Genomic DNA, 22,591 nt, shown 5'->3' with positions numbered 1-22,591 from the left:
CGGGTCTTCGTCGACCGAGCCCGGGAGCGCAGGTTGACCTCAATATTGGTTGAGGTCATAGCGTTCGGATATCCGCCCACCCCGAACGGAACCGGTGACCGCCCATGAGCATGGAGATGGCCGCGTGGAACTCGATCTACCACGCCATGCACGCCCGCGAGGACCGCCGCCCCTTCTCCTTACCGGTCCTGCGCCGCATCGCGGCCTTCGCCCGGCCCCACACCCGCGTCCTGACCTGGTTCCTCGCGTTGAGCGTGGCCGTCTCCGTCCTGGCGGTCGCCTCCCCGCTGCTGGCCGGCCGGGTCGTGGACACCATCGTCACCGGCGGCGCGCCCCGCACCGTCCTGCTGCTGGCCGGGCTCATCGCCGCCGTCGCCCTGCTGGAGGCCGCCCTGGGCCTGATCGTGCGACGCCTGTCGGCCGGACTCGGCGAGGGCCTCATCCTGGACCTGCGCACCACCGTCTACGACCACGTCCAGCGCATGCCGGTCGCGTTCTTCACCCGCACCCGCACCGGAGCCCTGGTCAGCCGCCTCAACAACGACGTCATCGGCGCCCAGCGGGCCTTCAGCAGCGTCCTGTCCGGGGTGGTGAGCAACCTGGTCACCCTCGTCCTGGCACTGGCCGTGATGCTCACCCTGTCCTGGTGGATCACCCTGGCCGCGCTGGTCATGCTGCCCGTGTTCGTCTACCCCGCCCGCCGCATGGGCGCCCGGCTGGCCCGCATCGAACGCGAACGCACCCTGCACAACTCCGCCATGAGCACCCAGATGACCGAGCGGTTCTCCGCGCCCGGCGCCACCCTGGTCAAGCTCTTCGGCTCCCCCGAACGCGAATCCGCCGAATTCGCCCGCCGGGCCGACCGCGTCCGCGACATCGGCGTGCGCACCGCCATGGTCCAGGAGGTGTTCTTCACCGCCCTGACCCTGGTCTCGGCCCTGGCGCTGGCCCTGGTCTACGGGCTGGGCGGGTTCCACGCCCTGTCCGGGGACCTGGACGCGGGGACCGTCGTGGCCATGGGCATGCTGCTCACCCGCCTGTACGCGCCGCTGACCGCACTGGCCGGGGCCCGTGTGGAGGTCATGAGCGCCCTGGTCGCCTTCAGCCGGGTCTTCGAGATCCTGGACCTGGAGCCGCTGGTGCGCGAGGTCCCCGACGCCGCCGACCTGCCGCCGGGACCGGCGTCCCTGGAGTTCGACCGGGTCTCCTTCGCCTACCCGGCCGCCGACAAGGTGTCCCTGGCCTCCCTGGAGGAGGTCACCGTGCTGGACCCGGCCGAGGGGCGCCGGGTCCTGCACGAGGTGTCCTTCACCGTCGAACCCGGCACCACCGTGGCCCTGGTCGGCTCCTCCGGGGCGGGCAAGTCCACCATCGCCCAGCTCGCGCCGCGCCTGTACGACCCCGACTCCGGCACCGTCCGCCTGGGCGGGCGGGACGTGCGCGAACTGTCCTTCTCCACGATCCGCGGCTCCCTGGGCATGGTCACCCAGGACGGCCACCTGTTCCACGAGTCCATCCGCGCCAACCTGACCCTGGGCAGCCCCGGCGCCACCGACGGGGAGATCTGGGACGCCCTGCGCCGCGCCCGCCTGGCCGACCTGGTGGCCTCCCTGCCCGACGGGCTGGACACCGTCGTCGGCGAACGCGGCTACCGGTTCTCCGGCGGGGAGCGCCAGCGCCTGACCATCGCCCGGCTGCTGCTGAGCGACCCCGCGGTCGTCATCCTGGACGAGGCCACCTCGGCGCTGGACTCCACCTCCGAGGCCGCCGTCCAGGCCGCCCTGGCCGAGGCCCTCCAGGGGCGCACCGCCCTGGTGATCGCCCACCGGCTGGCCACGATCCGCGCCGCCGACACCATCCTGGTCGTGGAGGACGGGCGGATCGTCGAACGCGGCGACCACACCGCGCTGCTCGCCCGGGGCGGCCGCTACGCGGAGCTGTACCGCACCCAGTTCGCCACCGAGGAGCCCTCCGCCGCCCCCGGCTGAGGGGCCGCCCGACCCCGTCCCCCGGCGGCGCCACGCCGGGGGACGGTCCCCTCGTCCCCGGTCAGGAGCCGGGGTCGATCTCGCGGATCACCCGGGCCGGGTTGCCCACCGCCACCACGTTCGCGGGCAGGTCGCGGCTGACCACGGCACCCGCGCCCACCACCGTGTTCTCACCGATGCTCACCCCAGGGCAGACGATGACGCCCCCGCCCAGCCACACGTTGTCGCCGATGGTGATGGGCTCGGCCGCCTCCCACTTGTCGCGGCGCGGGCCCGGCTCGATCGGATGCGTGGGGGTGAGCAGCTGGACGTTGGGGCCGATCTGCACGTCCGCGCCGATCCGGATCGGCGCCACGTCCAGCATCACCGCCCCGCAGTTGACGAACGAGCGGGGACCGATGGTGATGTGGTAGCCGAAGTCGACCCGCAGCGGCGACCGGATCCAGGTGTCCTCGCCCAGGTCGCCGAGGAGTTCGGCGAGCGTCTCACGACGGGCGGGGTCGTCCGGCTCCATGGTGTTGTAGCGGTGCGCGAGCTTTTCCGCGCGGATCAGTTCGGCCTGGAGCTCGGGGTCGTCGGACCGGTAGAGCTCACCGGCGAGCATGCGTTCCTTCTGACTGGCCACACGGGTCCTTTCCCAGCGTTCATCGACCCCCGCACCCTAGCCGCCGAAGAGCTCTGCGGGCACGTGGAAAAACGGGGGCCTCCCGGGAGGAGGGCGGGCACCTTCCGTTCCGTGCCCGCCGCCCCTGGGCAGGATGTTCGGGGGGCGTCCACAGGGGCCGGGCGGAGCTGGAGAAACGGGTGGGGACGCAGTATCCTGGAGGTCGGCGCCGTTCCGCGCCCAACCCCCGGTTCCGGCGCCCACGCCGTCGGCTGAGAGGGGGCAAAGGGGACTTCGAGTCCTCGGGACGCCGGTCTGATGCGCCCTACCGGCGGGGCGGACGAGCGTGGGTCGGTTCGCCGTCGCCGAGGAGCCGTCATGACCAGGCACAAGTCCTTCAAGCAGCAGGTGCGCACCCGGATGGCCAAGACCGGGGAGAGCTACACCGCGGCCCGCGCCCACCTGCTCCCCGACCGGGCCCGCCCCGCAGCCGGGGAGAGCCGGACGCCCCTCGCCCCGGTGCCGGAGCCGAGCACGCCCGCCGCCGCGGAGCCGGCCACCGCGGCCATGCGGGCGCGGGTGTCCTCCGAGGCGGTGCGCGAGCGCACCGGGCGCGGCTACGACGAGTGGTTCGCCGTGCTGGACGCCTGGGGCGCCACCGGGCGCACCCACAAGGAGATCGCCGCCCACCTGGTGCGGGAGCAGGGCGTTGCGGGCTGGTGGGCCCAGTCGCTGACGGTCGCCTACGAACAGGAGCGCGGGATGCGCGCCCCCGGCCAGCGCAGGGACGGGTACTCGGCCAGCGCCTCCAAGACGGTGCGCGCGCCGATGGAGGAGGTCTTCGCGGCGCTGTCGAAGAAGGACGTCCGCGAGCGGTGGCTGGCCGGCCCGGGCCTGACGGTGCGCTCGGACAACCCGCCCAAGCGGGTCACCGCCGACCTGGGCGACGGCACCCGGGTGGTCTTCTACCTCACCGCCAAGGACCCCGACCGGGTGTCGGTGGCGGTGGAGCAGTCGCGGCTGGCCGGCCCGGAGGCGGTCGCCGAGGCCAAGGAGTCCTGGCGCGAGCGCCTGGGCCGGCTCAAGACCCTGGTGGAGCGGGCTTCCTGACCTGCCCCCTCACAGGTCCGGTGCGGCCGCACCGATGGGCGGCCGCACCGGGAACACCCGGTGTCCGCGGCGGCCCTACCCGACCGGCACCGCCGCGGGCAGGGTGACGGCCAGCGGGTCGGGGGCCAGCGCGGCCAGGAAGTCCGCGGCGTCGAACACCTCGCCGGGGGCCAGGGCCCCGACGGCGCGGACACGACCGTCCAACAGGCGCACCACCGCCTCGGCCAGCAGCGGCGCGGTCACCGCGTAGATGTCCCGGCCCGAGGCGGTGGCCCGCCGCTCGGCCCCGTCGACGCGCACCCGCACGTCGACGGCGAACCGCTGGGCGGACCTGCCGGTCGTGTCGGCGGCCTCGGGGCCGGGGGTGGCCGGGTCGCGCAGCTCGGCCAGGGGCGCCTCGTTGAGGTAGGAGGTGATGCGGTCCGCACCCAGGTGGCGGTGGAGCAGCACGATCTCGGAGAAGGGCAGGGGGACCGCCGCCTGCCGTCCCAGCGGCGCGGGGAAGTCCCAGTCGCGCCCGCCGGGCGCGACCTCCTCCAGCGGCACGAGTCGGCCGCCGTCGACGAGCAGGCGCGGGGCCGTGTTGCGCTCGCCGGTGATGCGCGTGCCCGCGGTGGGCCGCCACCCGTCCAGGCCCACGGCCACGGTGACCTCCCGCACCGGGGCGCCGCCGGCCGCGGCGGTGGCCAGCAGGTCGGCCAGTCCGCCGTAGAACGCCATCGCGGGCAGCACCGCCACCCCCGCCGCCGCGGCGGTCGCGCCGTGATCGCGCAGGGTGGCCGCGGCGGCGGGCTGCTCGGCGGTCACGTCCAGGTAGTGGGCCCCGGCCGCGACGGCGGCCGCCGCCACCGGTCCGGCGGTGTCCAGGAAGGGCCCGGCGGTGTTGACCACCGCGGCCGCGCCCGCCACCGCCCCGCCCAGGGCCCGCGTATCCGGGGCGGGGCGCACCTCCAGGCCGGGGTGGTCCAGGGCCAGGTCGGCGAGCCGGTCCGCGCTGCGCCCGGAGAGCACCGGCTCCAGCCCGCGCCGCAGCAGCTCGGCCACCACGAACCGGCCGGTGTGCCCGTAGGCCCCGTACACCACTACCTTGCCGCGCGCGGGCGGATGCGTCTCGGAGGAGTTCATGGCCCCATCCTTCGCCCCGGAGGACCCGCGGGCCAGTGTCCGATCCGACTCCCTGCGTACACTTTCGGACATGCACACGGTCGGGATCGCCCTGCACGAGCACACCATGCCCTACGAGACGGCGATCGCCGCCGAGGTCTTCGGGGTGGACCGCTCCGACCTGTCCGCCGACGGCGACTGGTACCGGCTGAGCGCGCACACCGCCGACGGTGCGCCCGCGCCCCTGCTGCCGGGGGTGCCCGCCCGCCGCTGGCAGGACCTGGCCGGGGTGGACACCGTGGTCGTGCCCGCCTCGCACCGGCCGCTGGAGGAACCCGACCCGGTGTTCCTGGCGGCGCTGCGCGCCGCCCATGCCGCCGGGCGGCGGATGGTGTCTCTGTGCACGGGGGCGTTCGTGCTGGCCGCCGCGGAGCTGCTGGACGGACTTGTGGCCACCACGCACTGGATGCACGCCGCGGAGCTGGCCCGCCGCCATCCGCGTGTGGACGTGCGCGCCGACGTCCTGTACACCGACGGCGGTCGGGTGCTGACGGCGGCGGGCAAGACCGCGGCGCTGGACCTGTGCCTGTACCTGGTGCGCACCGACCACGGGGCCGCCGCGGCCAACGGGCTGGCCCGCCGCCTGGTCGCACCGGCCCACCGGCCGGGCGGGCAGGCCCAGTTCATCGCCCCGCCCGCGGTGCCGCGCACCCGCGACGGTCTGGGCGGGGCCCTGGAGTGGGCCCACGCCCGGCTGGACCGGCCGCTGACCGTGGCCGACCTGGCCCGGCGGGCGGGGCTGAGCCCGCGCCAGCTGGCCCGGCGCATGCACGCCGAGACCGGGGCGGCCCCACTGGAGTGGCTGCACCGCCAGCGCGTGGGCCTGGCCCGGGAGCTGTTGGAGAGCACCGACGCGACCGTGGAGCAGATCGCCGCCCGCTGCGGCATGGGCACGGCCACCACGCTGCGCCGCCACTTCCACCGCGCCGTCGGGGTGAGCCCCCTGGCCTACCGCTCGGCCTTTCGCGCCCGGCACCCCGGCGACTGAACGGCTCCCGACCCGCCGACCACCTGCCCCGGGGGGGACGGTGCCCGCGTCACAGGTCCGCCCGGGGAGGGGATCGCTCCACCCGCCCGCCGGGAACTCCGCCACCGCCGCCCGCGGGTCGTCGGTGGGCCTGCCCGCCGGTGTACCGCCGAGACCGCCGGGAACGACCGCGGGAAAGGGTCAGCGGACGAAGTGGCCGTTCAGGGTGCCGAAGTCGAGGGCGCCGTCCAGTTCCCCGTAGGTGCCCTCGGACAGGGCTTCGGCGGCCGCCCGCCGGGCGGCGGTGTAGGCGCCCTGGGCCAGGGCGGTGCCCAGGCTCACCCGGCTCTGCCGGGCAGGTTCGTCAACCTCAAGCTCAAAGGTCGGTGGAACCGGTTTACCGGCCGTTCTCGGCGCCGCTGCGGCCGGGGCCGGCGCACGGCGGCGCCGACCCCGGTGGGGTCAATGGCCCAGATAGGTGCGCAGGTGGCGGGCGGTGAGGGTGTCCGACTTCTCGACCAGATCCGCCGGAGAGCCCTCGAACACCACCCGGCCGCCCTCGTGCCCGGCGCCCGGGCCCAGGTCGATGATGTGGTCGGCGTGCGCCATCACCGCCTGGTGGTGCTCGATCACGATCACCGTGTTGCCGTCGTCCACCAGCCGGTCCAGCAGGGCCAGCAGCCGGTCCACGTCGGCCAGGTGCAGGCCGGTGGTGGGCTCGTCCATCACGTACACCGCGCCCTGGCGGGCCATGGAGATCGCCAGCTTCAACCGCTGGCGCTCACCGCCCGACAGGGTGGTCAGCGGCTGCCCCAGGCCCAGGTAGCCCAGACCCACGTCGTGCAGCCGGTCCAGGACGACCCGGGCGTTGCCGGAGGTGAAGAACTCCCGGGCCTCCACCACCGACATGGCCAGCACCTGGCCGATGTTCTTGCCGTGCAGGGTGTGGGCGAGCACCTCGGGGCGGAACCGCTTGCCCTCGCACTGCTCGCAGGTGGTGGCCACCCCGGCCATCATCGCCAGGTCGGTGTAGATGACCCCGGCGCCCTTGCACTCGGGGCAGGCCCCCTCGGAGTTGGCGCTGAACAGCGCCGCCTTGACCCCGTTGGCACGGGCGAAGGCGGTGCGGATCGGGTCCAGCAACCCGGTGTAGGTGGCGGGGTTGGAGCGCCGGGACCCCTTGATCGGCGACTGGTCGACCACCACCACGCCCTCGCGGCCCGGCAGCGCCCCGTGGATGAGCGAGCTCTTGCCCGACCCGGCCACCCCGGTGACCACGGTGAGCACCCCCAGGGGGATGTCCACGCTGACGTCCTTGAGGTTGTGGGAGGTGGCGCCGGTGATGGACAGCGCCCCGCGGGCGGTGCGCACGTTCTCGCGCAGCCGCGCCCGGTGGTCCAGGTGGTCGCCGGTGAGGGTGCCCGAGGCGCGCAGACCCGCCACGTCGCCGGTGTAGGTGATGTGCCCGCCCGCGGGGCCGGCGCCCGGGCCCAGGTCCACGACGTGGTCGGCCAGGGAGATGGTCTCGGGCTTGTGCTCGACCACCAGGACGGTGTTGCCCTTGTCGCGCAGGCTCAGCAGGAGGCTGTTCATCCGCTCGATGTCGTGCGGGTGCAGCCCGATGGTGGGCTCGTCGAACACGTAGGTGACGTCGCTGAGGCTGGAGCCCAGGTGGCGGACCATCTTCACCCGCTGGGACTCCCCGCCCGACAGGGTGCCCGATTCCCGGTCCAGGCTCAGGTAGCCCAGGCCGACCTCCACCAGGGAGTCCAGGGTGTGGCCCAGCCCGTCCAGCAGCGGCTTGACCGAGGGCTCGTCCAGGGTGCGCACGAACGCGGCCAGGTCGTCGATCTGCATCGCCGAGCACTCGGTGATGCTGCGTCCGGCGACCTTCACCGACCGGGCGGCGGCGTTGAGCCGGGTGCCGTCGCACTCGGCGCAGGTGGAGAAGGTGACGGCGCGGTCGACGAACGCGCGCAGCCCCGCCTGCATCTTGTCGCGGTCCTTGGCCAGGTAGGTGCGCTTGATCTTGGGGACCAGGCCCTCATAGCTGATGTTGGTGGTGCCGATCCTGACCTTGGTGACCGGGTGGTGCAGGAAGGTCTCGCGTTCCTGCTCGGTGTAGTCGCGCACCTTCTTGTCGGGGTCCAGCAGCCCGGAGTTCGCGAACACCTGCCAGTACCAGGTGCCCACCCCGTAGCCGGGGGCGGTGATGGCGCCCTCGTTCAGGGACAGGTCGGCGTCGACCAGTTCGTCGATGTCGATGGTGTTGACCCGGCCCAGGCCCTCGCATTCGGGGCACATGCCCTCGGCGTTGTTGAAGCTGAACGCGCTGGAGGGCTCCAGGCGGGGGGTGCCCACCCGGCTGAAGACGACGCGCAGCATGGCGGCCGCGTCGGTGGCGGTGCCCACGGTGGACCGGGAGTTGGCGCCCATGCGCTCCTGGTCGACGATGATCGCGGCGCTGAGGTTGCGCAGCGTGTCCACCTCGGGGCGGCCGACGCTGGGCATGAACGACTGGACGAAGGTCGTGTAGGTCTCGTTGATGAGCCGTTGTGACTCCGCGGCGATGGTCCCGAAGACCAGGGAGGACTTGCCGGAGCCGGACAGGCCGGTGAAGACGGTCAGGCGGCGCTTGGGGATGTCGACGTCGACCCCCGCCAGGTTGTTCTCCCTGGCGCCGCGGACCTGGATGGTGTCGTGGCCGTCGGCCGGATGCTCGGTTCGCACGCTGCTCTCCAGGTTTCCTTATGCGATAAACTCTCAGGCTGATCGAGTTTATGGCATAAGGAGGACAATCGTGGTCGTGTACCCCGGACGCGGTGACGCGCGCCGCGCGATGTCCCTGCTGTGGCGCACCCCGGGGGACGCGCCCCGCGCCGCCGGCCGCCGGCCCGAACTCACCGTGGACCTGGTGGTGGCCACCGCCGTGGAGGTCGCCGACGCCGAGGGCATGGAGGCGCTGTCCATGCGGGCGGTCGGGGAGCGCCTGGGCCGCACCGCCATGTCCCTGTACACCTACGTGGCCAGCAAGAACGAACTCGTCGAGCTGATGTACGACCACGTCTTCGGCGAGCCCGCCGACGCCGCGGAGGCCGACCGCTCCCCCGGTTGGCGCACCGCGACCGAGGCCTGGGCCGTGCGGCTGTGGGACTTCTACCTGCGCCACCCCTGGGCTCTGGAGGTCTCCACCGCCCGCCCGGTGCTGGGCCCCAACGAGTACCGGCTCTTCGAGTCGCTGGCGGCGGTGCTGCACCGGGCGGGCCTGCCCCCGGTGCGCATCCGCACCACCTACGGGACCCTGTTCAACCTGGTGCGCGGCCAGGTGCAGGTCGCGGCCGAGGCCCGCCGGGCGGAGGCGGTCACCGGGATCCCCGAGGACGTGTGGTGGCACGAGCGGTCGGGTCTGCTGGAGGAGGTCGCCCCGGACTTCGACGCGCGCTTTCCCACCCTGGCCCTGATGGCGCAGGCGGGGGCGTTCACCAACGAGAACGAGTCCGAGCCCTACCTGGAGCAGGAGGCGCGCGAGACGTTCCGGTCGGGGCTGGCCTCGGTCCTGGACTCCCTGGAGGCGCACCTGGGCGCCTCGGGGCGCTCAGCCCCGTAGGAAGTCCAGCACCGCGGGGCCCTGCCCGATGACGGCGTGGCCGACGCCGGGCAGCACGGTGACGTCGGCGTGCGGGACGTGGGCGCGCAGCCGCCGCGCGGTGTCGGCGGAGTCGATCATGACGTCCTTTCCGCCCATGACCGCCAGCACCGGCATGTCCAGGCCGCGCAGGGCGGCGTCGGAGAACACGGGCAGCGTCTCGGTGCGCGGCCGGAACTCCCCGAAGACCGCGGCCACGTCCCGCACCAGCGGCGCGTGCTCAGGTTCGTGCAGGCCCAGCACGGCCCGCACCGAGCGGAGCCTCCCCCACCGGCCGAACGGGGTCCAGGCCATGGCCGGCGCCATGCGCAGCGGGGTCTGGCGGCCGATGCCGCCGGGGCACACCAGCGCCAGCCGCTCGACCCGCCCGGGGCGGCGGATCGCGTGGTCCAGGGCGGTCCACCCGCCCAGGGACATCCCGACGAAGGCCGCCCGGGACAGTCCGAGCCCGGCCATGACGTCGTCCAGCCACAGGGCGACGGCGTCGGAGTCCAGGGCGGGGCGCGCGGGGGCGCTCAGCCCGGGCTCGCCGACCAGGTCCACGGCGTACATCCGCAGGTGCCGCGACCAGGTGGGGGCGTCGCCCGCCCACACCGAGGAGTCGGCGCCCGAGCCGTGCAGCAGGACCACGGGCGGCGCGTCCTCGGGGCCGCAGACCAGGACGAACGTCTCCCCCTCCCGGGTGGGCACGCGCACCTGCTCGGCGGGCACCGGCCAGGCCTCCAGTGCCTCCCGGTACCGCCGCCGGATCTCCCGCTCCCCGGCCGCCGACCGGTAGATCACACTCATCGGAACTCCCCCTTCCTTCCCCATAACTCCCCATTGGAGTCTTTGAAGTACTCTAAACTTCCCAAACAAGGGGAGTCAAAGGGGATGATGGGGAGTTTTGACCGCGGATGTCGCGCTCATGGCCGATACGCACCCCCATAACGACCGAGGCATGGGACGAGAGCGGGCGGACGGTCCACGGCCCCACTCCGCAGGACGTGGACACGATGGCGACCAACCTGGAGAGGGGCAACGAATTCCTCATCGTCGACCGCGATGACGACGACTACGTGCAGGTGCTGTGGAGGTACCGGGAGGGCGGGTACCGGCTCGAATACCGCGACGGCGGCCCCGCCGAGCGCCACCGCGCGTACACCGGCTCCCCCAGGAGGCCGTCACCGCGATGTCGGGCCGGCTCACCGGCGCCCCGGCCTGGCACGACCCCTTCACCTGGGAGGACATCTCCCACTACTTCACCGGCGACGGCTCCTGACCCGGGCTCTGCGCGGGCGGCCCGGCCGGTCGGTGCGACCGGGGTCCCGCTTCCTATGGGAATCCATCATCTACCTAAAGCCTTTAGGTAGATGTAGGGTTGCTGTAGTCGAAAGGGGAAGTCATGATGGCACGCGCCGGGCTCAGCACCGAACTCCTGGTCCGGGCGGGGGCCGATCTCGCCGACGAGGCCGGGTTCGAGCACGTCACCCTCTCCGAGGTCGCCCGCCGGTTCGACGTCAAGGCGGCGAGCCTGTACTCGCACCTGAAGAACTCCCACGACCTCAAGACCCGCATCACCCTGCTGGCTTTGGAGGAGCTCGCCGACCGGGCCGCCGACGCCCTGGCCGGGCGCTCGGGCAGGGACGCCCTGGCCGCGCTGGCGAACGTCTACCGCGACTACGCCCGCGAGCACCCCGGCCGCTACGCCGCCACCCGGTTCCGGCTCGACCCCGGCACCGCCGCCGCCAGTGCCGGGCCCCGGCACGCCCGGATGACCCGCGCCGTCCTGCGCGGCTACGACCTGCCCGAAGCCGAGGAGACCCACGCCGTCCGGCTGCTGGGCGCCACCCTGCACGGCTACGTGAGCCTGGAGATGGGCGGGGGCTTCGACCACAGCGCCCCCGACACCGGGGCGACCTGGTCGCGCACCATCGACGCCCTCGACTCCCTGCTGCGCAACTGGCCCGCACCCGACCATCACTAGGAACCCCGCCATGGACCTCACCACCACCCCGGTCACCGCCGACCTGCTGCGCGGAGCCGTCGACATCCGGCCCACCGAACACGGGCCGCGCCCGGTGCGCCTGCCCGAGTGGGCCCTGGCCCAGGCGCCCGACCCGCTGATGGCCGACATCGCCGCCCAGACCTCCGGCGTCCGCCTGGCCCTGCGCACCCGCGCCACCGTCGTCGAACTCGACGCCCTGCCCACCAAGCGCTCCTACGTCGGCGCCCCGCCGCGCCCCGCCGGGGTCTACGACCTGCTCGTGGACGGGCACCTCACCGCCCAGGGGCGCGTGGACGGCGGGGACACCCTGGTCATCGACATGACCACCGGGGCCGTCGAACACCGCCCCGGCCCGGTGGGGACCGTGCGCTTCACCGGCCTGCCCGACCGCGACAAGGACGTCGAGATCTGGCTGCCGCACAACGAGGCCACCACCCCGGTCGCCCTGCGCACCGACGCGCCCGTGGCCCCGGCCGCCGACCGCGGTCGGCGGGTGTGGCTGCACCACGGCAGTTCGATCAGCCACGGCTCGGACGCGGCGAGCCCCACCGCGATCTGGCCGGCGGTCGCCGCCGCCCGGGCCGGGGTCGACCTGGTCAACCTGGGCCTGAGCGGCAACGCCGTGGTGGACCCCTTCACCGCCCGCACCATGCGCGGTGTCCCGGCGGACGTGATCAGCGTCAAGCTCGGCATCAACGTCGTCAACCAGGACGCCATGCGCAGGCGCGCCTTCGGCCCGGCCGTGCACGGGTTCCTGGACACCGTCCGGGAGGGCCACCCGGACACGCCGCTGCTGGTGGTCTCCCCGATCCACTGCGCCATCCACGAGGAGGTGCCCGGCCCCACGCAGATGGACGTGTCCGCCCTCGCCGAGGGCCGGCTGTCCTACCTGGCCCAGGGCGACGCGGCCGAGCGCGCGGCCGGACGGCTGGCGCTCACCGACATCCGCCGCGAGCTGGCCCGCATCGTCAAGGAGCGGGCGTCCCGGGACCCGCACCTGCACTACCTGGACGGCCTGGAACTGTACGGGGAGGCGGACGCGGCCGAGCTGCCCATGCCCGACTCCCTGCACCCGGACACCGCTGCGCACCGCCGCATCGGCGAGCGGTTCGCCGACCTGGTCCTGGGGGCCGGCGGCCCGCCGGCCTAGACGTCGGGGCCGGTCGCTCCCCCGTAGGTCGCGATCTTGTAGTCGATCGCGGCCAGGGACAGGGCCAGTTCGCGCATCCGGCGGCGGGTGGCCTCGCGGTGCTCGACCAGCATGGACAGCCGCTCGGGCACCGTGTGCTCCCCGGCGTCGACCAGTCCCACGTAGCGGCGCAGGTCGCGCATGGCCATCCCGGACAGCCGCATCCGGGTGAGGAACACCAGGCGCCGTACCGCTTCGGCGTCGTACACCCGGTGCCCGCCCGCGTCCCGGGCCACCCGGACCAGCCCCTCGCGCTCGTAGTAGCGCAGCGTGTGCGGGGACAGGTCCAACCGTTCGGCGACCTCGGCGATCGTCATCGGCCCGGCGCCGACGGCCCGGTCGGTGAGCCGGTGGATCGCCTCGACCGAGGGCGGGGCGCCGTCCTCCAGCGCGGCCAGGGCCCGGTTCATCAGCTCATCGGTGGCCATGGCGTCAGACTAGACCGGCCGGACCGAGGCCGGTACCCCGGCGAAGTCGGTACCGCGGGCCGTCTCGGCCCACCGCTCCACCTCGGCCAGGCCGCGCCGGTGGGCCGCGCTCAGGCGTTCGACGGCCTCGCGGCCCAGCGGCAGCCGCAGCGGCACCTCGCCGCCGCGCACCAGGGACACGATGACCTCGGCCGCCCGCTCGGGGTCGCCCTCCTGGCGGCCGTCGGCCCCGGCCATGTCGGCGCGCACCGCCGCGAGCACGTCGCGGTAGACCGGCGAGTCGGCGGCGAACTCCAGCACGTCGGCGTCGTTGAACCCGGTCCGGAACCGGCTGGGCTCCACCAGCATCACCCGCACCCCGAACGGTGCGACCTCCCCGGCCAGGGACTCCGACCAGCCCTCCAGGGCGAACTTGGACGCGGAGTAGGACGACACCCCGGGGAAGGAGATCCGCCCGCCCTGGCTGCTCATCTGCACGATCGTCCCCGACCCCTGGGCGCGCATGGCGGGCAGGACGGCGCGGACCAGCGCGGCGGGGCCGAACAGGTGCAGGTCCATCAGCTCGCGCAGCGGGGCGTCGCCGACCTCCTCGGCCGCGCCGACCACGGCCCGGCCCGCGTTGTTGACCAGGACGTCGATGCGCCCGAACCGGTCCAGGGCGGCCCGGGCCGGGACCGGGGCGGCGTCGGTGTCGCGGACGTCGTGGGCCAGGGCCAGGAAGCGGTCGGGGTGGTCGGCGGCCAGGTCGGCGACGCCCTCGGGGCGGCGCACCGCCGCCACCACGTGCTCGCCCGCCGCCAGGGCCGCCTCGGCCAGGGCGCGCCCCAGGCCGCGGGAGGCGCCGGTGATGATCCAGGTGTTCGGTGTCGTCGTCATGGGGGCGACGCTAGGCCTTCGAGCGCACTCGAACGCAAACCCGGATCTCAGCGGGCGGCGGCCCGCTCGGCCCGGTCCGCGGCCACGACCGCGTCCAGCAGGCCGGGGAAGGCGGCGTCGATCTCCTCCCGGCGCAGCGTGTTCATCCGTGAGGTGCCCTCGTAGTACTGGCGGATGAGCCCGGCCTCGCGCAGGGTCCGGAAGTGGTGGGTGGCGGTGGACTTGCTGACGGGCAGGTCGAAGCCCCCGCAGGCGACGTCGGCCGGGGCGTCGTAGAGCTGCTCGACGATGCTGCGCCGCACCGGGTCCACCAGCGCCTCCAAGAGCCGCTGCAGGGTGAGGGCCGCGACGTCGGGGTGGCGGGGGATGCGCTCGGTGTGCATGCGGCCATTGTACGAACGGGGTCGAAGTCCGGTGCCGCGAACCCGATCACGGAAGGCGGCGCGACCCGGGTCGGCATCCGGCGCGCGGGCGACACGGCCGCAGCAGGCCGACGGTGACGGGACCGTCGACCCGGCCGAACGCCCTGGCCCGGGGTGCCGGCCTGCGCGGATCGCGCGACCCGCCCCGCTCCTGGCGGGGCGGTGTCGGACGGGCGTGCGAGGATCGCGGCATGATCTCCGCGGCCCGGGTGATCGCCCGCACCTCCGATGCGGGCGCCATGCCCCTGCTCACACTCGACGAGTTCTTCGACGGCAACACCGAGGAGGAGTCCATCGCACCCAACCAGTGGGGGTACGGACGGCCGCCGCTGTCGATCCTGGCCGGTCGGCTGCGGGGGATCGAGCGCCGCGGCGACGTGGCGTGGGTGCGGGTCCAGCTCCACCCCGAGACCCTCGACCTGGAGGAGGTGGCCGCGGAGGCCGTCGCGCTGTGCACGGCGGCCGACGAGGTCACCTGTACCGGGTGGATCGAGGGCCTGGAGTCCAGCGGCGTGATCCCGGGCCTGGTGGGCGACCACCTCGACGTGCCGCCGGTGCCGGAGGGCATGGCCGTGTGGTCGGTTCTCTGGGACTGACGCCGCCCGGGAGCGGTCAGGCCGGGCCGACCGGGTCCAGGACGACCACCGGGATGGTGCGGCGGGTGCGCGGCCCGTAGTACGTCCGGTAGACCGGGGCGCGGTCGGCCATCATGGCCCACAGGCGTTCGCGTTCGGCGCCCCGGGCGGTGCGGGCGCGCACGCGCAGGCGCCGGTCGCGGACCTGGACCTCCACCTCCGGGTGGGCGGTGACGTTGAGGTACCACTGCGGATGGGTGTGGGTGATCGCCGCCCCCGAGGCGACCAGCACCAGGGAGTCCCCGTCGGTGCCGAAGAACAGGCCGGTGCGGTAGAGCCGCCCCGATGCGCGGCCGCGGTGGGTGAGGACGAGGTTGGTCGTTCCGCCCTCCAGGTAGCCGCTGGCGCCGCCGGTGGCGATGTACCGGCGCACGTGCTCGGCGACGGACGGGTCGGGGCTGTCGATGGGACGGTCGTCCTCGGGTGTGCTCATACCCGTGAGAGTGCCCGCCCGGGGTTCGGGCGGACTCACGGCCGACTCAGGAATCCCTGAGGGTGCGGGCCGGGCCCGGTCCGTGGTCCCGGCCTGCGGCGGCGCGCACCGCCCCGGCCGGCGCCCTCGGCCGCGGAGCCCGGGAGGCCCCCGCGGACGTCATCCGTGGGGCAGCACCGCGACGGGGACGCCGTTGAGGACCGCGTTGCCCGAAAGGGGGTCCACCACCGAGGGGTCGGTGACGGCGTTGACGTTGACCCCCGGGTTCCGGGCGGCGACCGTCATGCGGGTGCCGGGCAGGCCGTGCCCCCAGCCGTGCGGCAGGCTCACCACGCCGGGGGCGACGGTGTCGGTGAGCTCGACGGGGGCGTTCACCTCGCCGGAGGCGCTGCGCACGGTGGCCTCGGCGCCCGCGGCCAGGCCCAGGCGTTCGGCGTCGTCGGGGTGGACGTGCAGAGTGCAGGTGTTGCTGCCGCCGGTGAGCCGGGGGACGTTGTGCGACCAGCTGTTGTTCGAGCGCAGGTGGCGGCGGCCCACGAGCACCAGGGAGTGGCGGCGTGCGGCCAGGCCCCGGCTCAGGCGGGCGACGTCCTCGGCCACGGGGGCGGGGCAGGCCTCGACGCGGCCGGAGGCGGTGGCCAGGATCTCGGGGAGGCGGGGGTCCAGCGGACCCAGGTCCACGCCGTGCGGCGCGTCCAGCAGGCTCTGGAGGGTGAGCCCGTCGGGGCGGGCGCCGAAGGCGTCGCCGTAGGAGCCCAGGCGCAGCAGCAGGTCGACCCGGCGTTCGGACCAGGTTCCCGGGTACAGGGCGGCGGCCAGTTCGGCGGGGTCGCGTCCGTGCACGGACGAGTCGGGGTCGGCGGTGGCGCGGGCCAGGATCCGGGCGGTCTCGGCCTCGTCCACCGCGTCGGGGTCGGCGTCCGGGCCCTGGCCGGCGGCGATCTGCACGAGCCGGCGCAGGATGAGCGACTCGTCGGCCTCCCCCTCGCCCAGGGGCAGGGGCGCGGGAGAGTAGCGGACGGTGTTGCGCACCGCCAGTTCGGCGAAGGCGAGGTCGAAGTGGGGGGTGCGGCTGGGCGGTGCTGGCGGGAGGATGACGTGCGCGTGCCGCGTGGTCTCGTTGAGGTAGGGGTCCACGCTCACCATGAACTCCAGGCCGGCCAGCTCCCGGTCCAGGCGGTCGCCGCCGGGGGTGGACAGCACCGGGTTCCCGGCCACGGTGACCAGCGCCCGCACCTGTCCGGCGCCGGGGGTGGCGATCTCGTCGACGAGGGTCACCGCGGGCAGTTCGCCCTTGGCCTCGGGGAGGCCGCGCACGCGGCTGCGCCAGCGTCCGAGCCGGAAGGGGCGGCTGCGGCCGGGACCGGCCGGGCGGTGGGCGGGGCGGGGGAAGAGGGCTCCGCCGGGGCGGTCGAGGTTGCCGGTGATCAGGTTGAGCAGGTCCACGAGCCAGCTGGTGAGGGTGCCGAACTCGGCGGTGGTGGTGCCCACGCGGGCGTAGACGGCGGCGGTGGGCGCGGCGGCCAGGTCGCGGGCCATCGCGCGGATGCGGTCGGCGTCCACACCGCAGACGGGCGCGACGGCCTCGGGGGTGAACTCCTCGGCCAGGTCGCGGGCCTGTTCCAGGCCTTCGACGTGACCGGCCAGGGCTCCCGGGTCGGCGAGCTTCTCGGCGAAGAGGGTCTGGGCCATGGCGAAGAGCAGGTAGGCGTCGGTTCCGGGCCGGACGGGGACGTGTTCGTCGGCGAGGTCGGCGGTGCGGGTGCGCCGGGGGTCGACCACGACCAGGCGCCCGCCGCGGGCGCGCAGCGCCTTGAGCCGGCCGGGGAAGTCGGGTGCGGTGCACAGGCTGCCGTTGGACTCGACCGGGTTGGCGCCGAGCATGAGCAGGTGGTCGGTGCGGTCCAGGTCCGGGACGGGGATGGCCAGCGGGTCGCCGAACATCAGCCCGCAGGAGACGTGCTTGGGCATCTGGTCGACGGTGCTGGCGCTGTAGACGTTGGTGCTGCCCAGGGTGCGTGCGAGCAGCCCCGAGTACAGCTGTCCGGCCAGGGTGTGCACGTTGGGGTTGCCCAGGTAGGCGGCGACGGCGTCGCGGCCGTGGCGGCGTACGACCCCGGAGAGCCCGGCGTCGACGGCGGCGAACGCCTCGGGCCAGTCGACCTCGCGCCAGTGTTCGCCCTCGCGCACCATGGGGCGGCGCAGGCGGTCGGGGTCGTTGTCGAGGGCGGGCAGGGTCGCGCCCTTGGGGCAGACGAACCCCGAGCTGAAGACGTCCCGGCGATCGCCGCGGGCGGCGGTCACCCGCCCGGTGTCGATGGTGAGGGTGAGGCCGCAGGTGGCCTCGCACAGCGGGCAGATCCGAAGCGCCGTTTCCATGGGGGGACTCCCGTCGACATACCGAACAGTCGGTTTGGGGTGACACTACCGCCGCCCGCACCGGGTGTACAGGTCGGGGCGCCCACCGCGGCACCGTCCGGGCGGACCGGACACGGGAACCCGGTGCCGGACCGGCTCAGCGCTCCCCGTCCGGCACCGGGTGCCCGTTCTCCAGGTACACCGTCTCCCCCGCCGCGGCGGCGGCCAGCCCCGCCGACACCCGGCGGGCCGTGTTCGGGGCCAGCAGGTCGCCCATGCGGCCGGGGGCCGCCCACATCCACCCCGACAGCTCCTCCGGGGGCAGCCGCGGCTCGGCCCCCGGGGGCAGGTCGGCGGTGAACAGCCAGTGCAGGGCGGTGGTCCGCACGCCCTCACCCGGCACCCAGTCCACGGCCACCAGCCGCCGGACGGCGGCCCGGACCCCGAGTTCCTCCTCCAGCTCCCGGCGGCAGGCCGCCAGCGGGGACTCGTCGCGTTCGACGATCCCGCCCGGCAGGCCCCAGGGCCGGTCGGGCCGGTAGGGGCGCTCTACAAGCAGGACCTCGCCTGCCGGGGACAGGATCAGCGCCCCGGCCGCGCTCCGGGTGGCGGGCAGGCCCGCGAAGAACCGCCGCTCCTCTTCCTCGTCCATCGCACCGCCCGCCGTCGCTCACGGGCCCGAGCGTAGACCACGTCCAGGGTGTGGGCGCCACCGACCGCGGCGCAGGGCCGCCACGGACCCCTCCCTGCGTGTCGTGTCCCGGCCGTGCGGCGGGGTCACGCCGTGTGCAGCCCCCCGTCCACCGGCAGGACCACCCCGCTCACGTAGGAGGCCCGCTCGCTGAGCAGCCAGGCGGCGGCCTGGGCGATCTCCTCCGGCGCGGCCGCCCGGCGCAGCGGGGTCCGGGAGTTGAGGAGGTCGACGACGCCGGGCGCCACCTCCTCCCAGGCGCTCACCATGTCGGTCAGCGTGGTGCCGGGCGCGACGGCGTTGACGCGGATGCCCTCGGGCCCGTAGGTGACCGCAGCCGATTCGGTGAGGCTGTTGAGCGCCCGCTTCATCGCCCCGTAGGCGGGCAGGGCGGGGTTGCCCCGCCAGCCGCCGACGGAGGAGCAGTTGACGATGGAACCCGTGCCGGCGGTCGCGCGGATGGCGGCGACCTGGGCGGCCACGGCCGCCCAGGTGCCCTTGAGGTTCACCGTGTAGACGTGGTCCAGGTCGGCCTCGGAGGCCTGGTCCAGGGGCCCGGGCGGCACGGCGGTGGCACCGTTGTTGAAGGCGGCGTCGAGTCGGCCGTACACGTCGACGGTGTGCCCGACCGCGGCACGGACGGCGTCCGTGTCCGCCAGGTCGCAGACCGTGTACTCGGCGGTGCCGCCGGCGGCCCGGATCTCCTCGGCCACCGCCTTGAGCCGTTCCCCGGTCCGGGCGGTGAGCAGCACCCGGGCGCCCTCGGCGGCGAACAGGCGGGCCGCGGCGGCGCCGATGCCCCGGCTCGCGCCGGTCACGAGAACGGTCCGGCCCGCCAGCAGGCCGGAGGTGTCGGTGTCATGTGCGGTTGCAGTGTCCATGCCGGTGAGCGTGGCCCCGGTGCGGGAACGGATCCAGGTACCGGCGGTACCTGGCTCGGCCGCGCCGAGCCCGGGCACACTGAGAGGGTGGACAGACGAGGACTGGCCGGTTTCCTGCGCGGCAGGCGTGAGCGCATCACCCCCGCCGACGTGGGGCTGCCCGCCGGTCCGCGGCGCCGCACCCCGGGGCTGCGCCGCGAGGAGGTGGCGCAGCTTGCGTACATCTCCACCGAGTACTACACGCGGCTGGAGCAGGCGCGCGGCCCGCACCCCTCACGTGAGGTGCTCGCCGGGCTGGCCCGGGCGCTGCGCCTGTCGGACGCCGAACGCGACCACCTCCACTACCTCGCCGGTTCCCCGCCCGGACCGCCGACCGGCCCCTCACGCGAGGTGCGGCCGAGCCTCCTGCGCCTGTTGGACAAGCTGCCGGGCGCGGCGGCGGTCGTGCTGTCGGCGACCTACGAGGTGATCGCCTGGAACGACCTGGCGACCGCGCTGATGGGCGACTTCTCCGCCCTGTCCCGCGAGGAGCGCAACCTCGTGCGGCAGGTCTTCCTGGCCCCGCCGGGGCCGGACCGGCGGCGGTACCGGCTGTCGGACCTGGCGGCGTTCTCGCGGGCCGCGGTCCGGGACCTGCGCGTCACCGCCGCCCGCTACCCCGACGATCCCGGGGTGGCGGCCCTGGTGGGCGACCTGCGCGCCGGGAGTGCGGAGTTCGCCCGGCTGTGGGACGCCCACGACGTGGACCCGATGCCCGCCCTGCGCAAGACCGTCGACCACCCGCTGGTCGGGCCCCTCACCCTGGACTGCGACGTGCTGGACGTCGCCGACCGGGGCCAGCGGGTGGTGATCTACACGGCCGAGCCCGGCTCCCCGTCGGAGGGCGCGCTGCGGCTGCTCTCGGTGGTCGGCACCCAGCGGCTGGACGCGTCCGGCCGAACCGGGCCCGGACGGCCCGTCAGAGCCGGGCGACGAGCTGCGCCACCAGGTTGTGCACCAGGGAGCGCGGCTCCATCTGGTTGACGGTCGCGGCCACGTACAGGCCGCGTTCGGGCAGGTGGTACAGGGCGTTGCCGAAGGCGCCGGAGTGGCCGACCATCGCCGGGACCGGCGCGAACGGCGACAGGACGCGCGGCACCCGGAACCGCATGATCCCGATCCCGTAGTCGATGGGGGCCAGACGCGAGAAGACCGGGTTCCAGTGCGCGGTCATCTCGGCCAGGCGGTGCTCCGGGAACAGCTTCCCGCCGGTGAACGCCCGCAGGAACCTCAGCTGGTCGGAGACGGTGGAGACGATCGCGCCGTCGGGCGGGAACGAGGCGATCGCCTCGGGGATGTGCAGGGCCCGGCGGCGGTGCAGGACCGGGGCGGCCTCGCCGTAGCGGTCCAGGGTGTCGGGGGTGAGCATCCAGGTGTCGTGCAGGCCGAGCGGGCCGGTGATCCGGGTGCGCAGGGCGGCCTCCTGGCTCCCGGAGGTGACCGCCTCGATGATGCGCCCGACCAGCTGGTAATTGGTATCGCTGTAGAACGCCCGGCCCGGGGTCGAGGGGGCGAACGGGCTCGGCAGGCCGCGGGCCATGCCGATGAGCTCGTCGGAGGTCCAGGCGGCGTCGGCGCGCAGCGTGTCGGCCAGGAAGGTGGTGCCGTCCGGGCGCTTCTGCTCGAAGTAGTCGGGGATGCCGGAGGTCTGGGCCAGCAGTTCGCGCACCGTGATGCGCGGCCCGTGGTCGCGGCCGCCGTGGGTGTTGAGGCCGCGCATCGTGTCCGCGCCGATCAGGTCGGCGGCGGGGGTGTCGAGGGTGAGCGCGCCCTCCTCGCACAGCTGCATGACGACCGCGACGGTGTACAGCTTGGTGACGCTGGCGATGAAGTAGGGGCGTTCGGTGTCGCCGTGGCTCCAGGAGAACCCGGTGGAGGGCTGCTCGATGGCGGCGGCGAACGCCGACACGGTGGGCTTGGCGGCGTAGCGGGCGGCGATCCGGTGCAGCCGGGCGGCGGGGGGCGGGCTCATGGGGTGATCCGTTCCAGTCGTCGTTCGGTGGCGTCGAGCCAGGCGAGTTCGGCCCGGGCGTGGGCGATCCCGTTGTCGAGGGCGGCCAGGCGCAGTGCGTAGCCGAGTTCGGTGACACCCGCGGGCAGGTCGGCGGGGTCCGGGGTCTCGACGGCCTCCAGTTCGGCCAGTTCCGCGGCGACCTCCCGGCGGCGGGCGTCCAGGAGTGCGCGGATGTCCTCGGGCGGCAGGCGGTCGGCGAAGAACACCCGGGCCAGGAAGGCGTCCCGGGTGGGCGGGGTCTTCAGGGGCGAGGCGAGCCACCGGTCGAGTTCGGCCAGGCCCGCGTCGGTGACGGTGTGGGGGTGCAGGGTGGGGCGGCCCTCCTGCACGACGGTGCCGCGGGACGCCAGTCCTTCGTCCACCAGCGCGGAGAGGGTGCGGTAGATCTGCGACCGGTCGGCGGTCCAGAAGTGGCCGACGCTGCCGTCGACGGCCTTCTTGAGGTCGTAGCCGCTCATGGGCCGGATGGACAGGATCCCGAGGATGGCGTGCCGCAGTGACATGCATAGAGGATAGCTCACATATGTGCATGGTCCAATAGTTGTGCTGTCCCCTAAGGCATGAACGACGCGGACCCGCGTTCCGTGGCGGTCTCCGTGGTCACCACGGAGGCGCCCCGGCCCTGTGCCGGGGAAAGATGGTGGTCACAGGGGGCCGGGAGGAACCGGCCCGGACACACCATCCACGACCACGGGGAGCGATCATGGCGGACAAGGGCGGGTACGAGGGGTTCACGGCCGAGGAGCGGGCCGCGATGAAGGAGCACGCCCAGGAGCAGAAGAAGGCGGCGCGGCGGGCCACACGCGAGGAGAAGGCGGCCGAGGCCGTGCGGGACGTGCTCGCCAAGATCGCCGAGATGCCGGACGAGGACCGGGTCCTGGCCGAGCGCGTGCACGCGATCGTCACCCGCGAAGCCCCGGCCCTGGCGCCCAAGACCTGGTACGGGATGCCCGCCTACGCGCTGGACGGCAAGGTCGTCTGCTTCTTCCAGAGCGCGGCCAAGTTCAAGGCGCGCTACGCCACGCTCGGGTTCAACGACCCGGCGCAGCTGGACGAGGGGCCGATGTGGGCGACCGCGTTCGCCCTGGTGGAGATCACCGACGAGGTGGAGAAGCGGATCTCCGAGCTGGTGCGGCGGGCGGCGGGCTGAGGCCCGCCC

At 74.3% G+C, this 22,591-nt stretch carries 23 protein-coding genes; 9 read left to right on the top strand and 14 right to left on the bottom strand.

What is annotated here, in order from left to right; genetic code table 11:
* The first annotated feature begins 104 nt into the window (after positions 1–104).
* Positions 105–1,988: an ABC transporter ATP-binding protein gene (locus QJS33_RS09275; protein ID WP_306367475.1), complete on the top strand. Its 1,884-nt coding sequence runs from the start codon at positions 105–107 to the stop codon at positions 1,986–1,988.
* A gap of 61 nt (positions 1,989–2,049) precedes the next feature.
* Here the strand turns inward: QJS33_RS09275 and QJS33_RS09270 are convergent, their stop codons facing one another.
* Positions 2,050–2,592 carry a sugar O-acetyltransferase gene (locus tag QJS33_RS09270; RefSeq protein ID WP_306367543.1) on the bottom strand — a complete coding sequence of 181 codons (543 nt, stop codon included), beginning with the start codon at positions 2,590–2,592 and terminating at the stop codon, positions 2,050–2,052.
* 378 nt (positions 2,593–2,970) lie between these two features.
* Between QJS33_RS09270 and QJS33_RS09265 the strand changes: the two genes are divergently transcribed.
* Positions 2,971–3,702: a hypothetical protein gene (locus QJS33_RS09265; protein ID WP_306367474.1), complete on the top strand. Its 732-nt coding sequence runs from the start codon at positions 2,971–2,973 to the stop codon at positions 3,700–3,702.
* Positions 3,703–3,777: 75 nt separating this feature from the next.
* On the opposite strand, the gene QJS33_RS09260 is transcribed toward QJS33_RS09265, so the two are convergent.
* Positions 3,778–4,827 carry a saccharopine dehydrogenase NADP-binding domain-containing protein gene (locus QJS33_RS09260; RefSeq protein ID WP_306367473.1) on the bottom strand — a complete coding sequence of 350 codons (1,050 nt, stop codon included), beginning with the start codon at positions 4,825–4,827 and terminating at the stop codon, positions 3,778–3,780.
* Between the two features lie 70 nt (positions 4,828–4,897).
* Between QJS33_RS09260 and QJS33_RS09255 the strand changes: the two genes are divergently transcribed.
* Entirely contained in the window at positions 4,898–5,854 is a 957-nt protein-coding gene (locus QJS33_RS09255) for a GlxA family transcriptional regulator (protein ID WP_306367472.1), read from the top strand.
* Positions 5,855–6,034: 180 nt separating this feature from the next.
* On the opposite strand, the gene QJS33_RS09250 is transcribed toward QJS33_RS09255, so the two are convergent.
* Complete coding sequence (locus QJS33_RS09250; protein WP_306367471.1) at positions 6,035–6,175, bottom strand: hypothetical protein; 141 nt, start codon at positions 6,173–6,175, stop codon at positions 6,035–6,037.
* Between the two features lie 120 nt (positions 6,176–6,295).
* Entirely contained in the window at positions 6,296–8,563 is a 2,268-nt protein-coding gene (locus QJS33_RS09245; protein ID WP_306367470.1) for an excinuclease ABC subunit UvrA, read from the bottom strand.
* A 70-nt stretch (positions 8,564–8,633) separates the two neighbouring features.
* On the opposite strand from QJS33_RS09245, the gene QJS33_RS09240 reads away from it, so the two are divergent.
* A complete protein-coding gene (locus QJS33_RS09240) occupies positions 8,634–9,440 on the top strand; it encodes a TetR/AcrR family transcriptional regulator (RefSeq protein ID WP_306367469.1) in 807 nt (268 codons plus the stop codon).
* Here the strand turns inward: QJS33_RS09240 and QJS33_RS09235 are convergent.
* Positions 9,429–10,268: an alpha/beta fold hydrolase gene (locus QJS33_RS09235; RefSeq protein ID WP_306367468.1), complete on the bottom strand. Its 840-nt coding sequence runs from the start codon at positions 10,266–10,268 to the stop codon at positions 9,429–9,431. The genes QJS33_RS09240 and QJS33_RS09235 overlap by 12 nt on opposite strands.
* Before the next feature lie 598 nt (positions 10,269–10,866).
* Here QJS33_RS09235 and QJS33_RS09230 point away from each other — a divergent pair.
* Both QJS33_RS09230 and QJS33_RS09225 read left to right on the top strand, forming a co-directional pair.
* Positions 10,867–11,445, top strand: a complete 579-nt coding sequence (locus tag QJS33_RS09230) for a TetR/AcrR family transcriptional regulator (RefSeq protein WP_306367542.1) — start codon at positions 10,867–10,869, stop codon at positions 11,443–11,445.
* Between the two features lie 10 nt (positions 11,446–11,455).
* Positions 11,456–12,616, top strand: a complete 1,161-nt coding sequence (locus tag QJS33_RS09225) for a GDSL-type esterase/lipase family protein (RefSeq protein ID WP_306367467.1) — start codon at positions 11,456–11,458, stop codon at positions 12,614–12,616.
* Here the strand turns inward: QJS33_RS09225 and QJS33_RS09220 are convergent.
* Genes QJS33_RS09220 through QJS33_RS09210 form a run of 3 tightly spaced genes read right to left on the bottom strand, consistent with a single transcriptional unit; the run spans position 12,613 to position 14,342 of the window.
* A complete protein-coding gene (locus tag QJS33_RS09220) occupies positions 12,613–13,083 on the bottom strand; it encodes a MerR family transcriptional regulator (RefSeq protein WP_306367466.1) in 471 nt (156 codons plus the stop codon). The two genes, QJS33_RS09225 and QJS33_RS09220, sit on opposite strands and share 4 nt — an antisense overlap.
* A gap of 9 nt (positions 13,084–13,092) precedes the next feature.
* A complete protein-coding gene (locus QJS33_RS09215) occupies positions 13,093–13,959 on the bottom strand; it encodes an SDR family NAD(P)-dependent oxidoreductase (protein WP_306367465.1) in 867 nt (288 codons plus the stop codon).
* 47 nt (positions 13,960–14,006) lie between these two features.
* A complete protein-coding gene (locus QJS33_RS09210) occupies positions 14,007–14,342 on the bottom strand; it encodes a helix-turn-helix transcriptional regulator (protein WP_306367464.1) in 336 nt (111 codons plus the stop codon).
* Positions 14,343–14,572: 230 nt separating this feature from the next.
* Here QJS33_RS09210 and QJS33_RS09205 point away from each other — a divergent pair, with 230 nt between their 5' ends.
* Positions 14,573–14,977 (top strand): hypothetical protein, encoded by a 405-nt coding sequence (locus tag QJS33_RS09205; protein ID WP_306367463.1) that lies wholly within the window; start codon positions 14,573–14,575, stop codon positions 14,975–14,977.
* Positions 14,978–14,993: 16 nt separating this feature from the next.
* Here QJS33_RS09205 and QJS33_RS09200 read toward each other — a convergent pair whose 3' ends face one another.
* The 4 genes from QJS33_RS09200 to QJS33_RS09185 all read right to left on the bottom strand — a co-directional run bounded on the left by QJS33_RS09200 (position 14,994) and on the right by QJS33_RS09185 (position 19,379).
* Positions 14,994–15,449 carry a nitroreductase/quinone reductase family protein gene (locus QJS33_RS09200; protein WP_306367462.1) on the bottom strand — a complete coding sequence of 152 codons (456 nt, stop codon included), beginning with the start codon at positions 15,447–15,449 and terminating at the stop codon, positions 14,994–14,996.
* 159 nt (positions 15,450–15,608) lie between these two features.
* Positions 15,609–17,828, bottom strand: a complete 2,220-nt coding sequence (locus QJS33_RS09195; protein ID WP_306367461.1) for a molybdopterin-dependent oxidoreductase — start codon at positions 17,826–17,828, stop codon at positions 15,609–15,611.
* Between the two features lie 136 nt (positions 17,829–17,964).
* On the bottom strand, positions 17,965–18,459 hold the full coding sequence (locus QJS33_RS09190; RefSeq protein ID WP_306367460.1) for an NUDIX hydrolase: 495 nt from the start codon (positions 18,457–18,459) through the stop codon (positions 17,965–17,967).
* Between the two features lie 125 nt (positions 18,460–18,584).
* Positions 18,585–19,379 carry an SDR family NAD(P)-dependent oxidoreductase gene (locus QJS33_RS09185; protein WP_306367459.1) on the bottom strand — a complete coding sequence of 265 codons (795 nt, stop codon included), beginning with the start codon at positions 19,377–19,379 and terminating at the stop codon, positions 18,585–18,587.
* 87 nt (positions 19,380–19,466) lie between these two features.
* On the opposite strand from QJS33_RS09185, the gene QJS33_RS09180 reads away from it, so the two are divergent.
* The gene (locus QJS33_RS09180) at positions 19,467–20,402 is read left to right on the top strand and encodes a helix-turn-helix transcriptional regulator (RefSeq protein WP_306367458.1); all 936 of its coding nucleotides are present in this window, start codon (positions 19,467–19,469) and stop codon (positions 20,400–20,402) included.
* Here the strand turns inward: QJS33_RS09180 and QJS33_RS09175 are convergent.
* Positions 20,338–21,390, bottom strand: a complete 1,053-nt coding sequence (locus tag QJS33_RS09175) for a serine hydrolase (RefSeq protein ID WP_306367457.1) — start codon at positions 21,388–21,390, stop codon at positions 20,338–20,340. The genes QJS33_RS09180 and QJS33_RS09175 overlap by 65 nt on opposite strands.
* Entirely contained in the window at positions 21,387–21,935 is a 549-nt protein-coding gene (locus QJS33_RS09170) for a PadR family transcriptional regulator (protein ID WP_306367456.1), read from the bottom strand. Before QJS33_RS09170 ends, QJS33_RS09175 begins: the two co-directional genes overlap by 4 nt.
* Before the next feature lie 200 nt (positions 21,936–22,135).
* On the opposite strand from QJS33_RS09170, the gene QJS33_RS09165 reads away from it, so the two are divergent.
* Positions 22,136–22,582 (top strand): iron chaperone, encoded by a 447-nt coding sequence (locus tag QJS33_RS09165; protein WP_306367455.1) that lies wholly within the window; start codon positions 22,136–22,138, stop codon positions 22,580–22,582.
* Positions 22,583–22,591: the final 9 nt, after the last annotated feature.

Source organism: Nocardiopsis sp. CC223A, from assembly GCF_030766825.1.
In the GTDB taxonomy this organism is placed as follows: Bacteria; Actinomycetota; Actinomycetes; order Streptosporangiales; family Streptosporangiaceae; genus Nocardiopsis.
The sequence above is the reverse complement of the archived record's forward strand: the minus strand, read 5'-3'. Positions and strand labels throughout refer to the sequence as shown.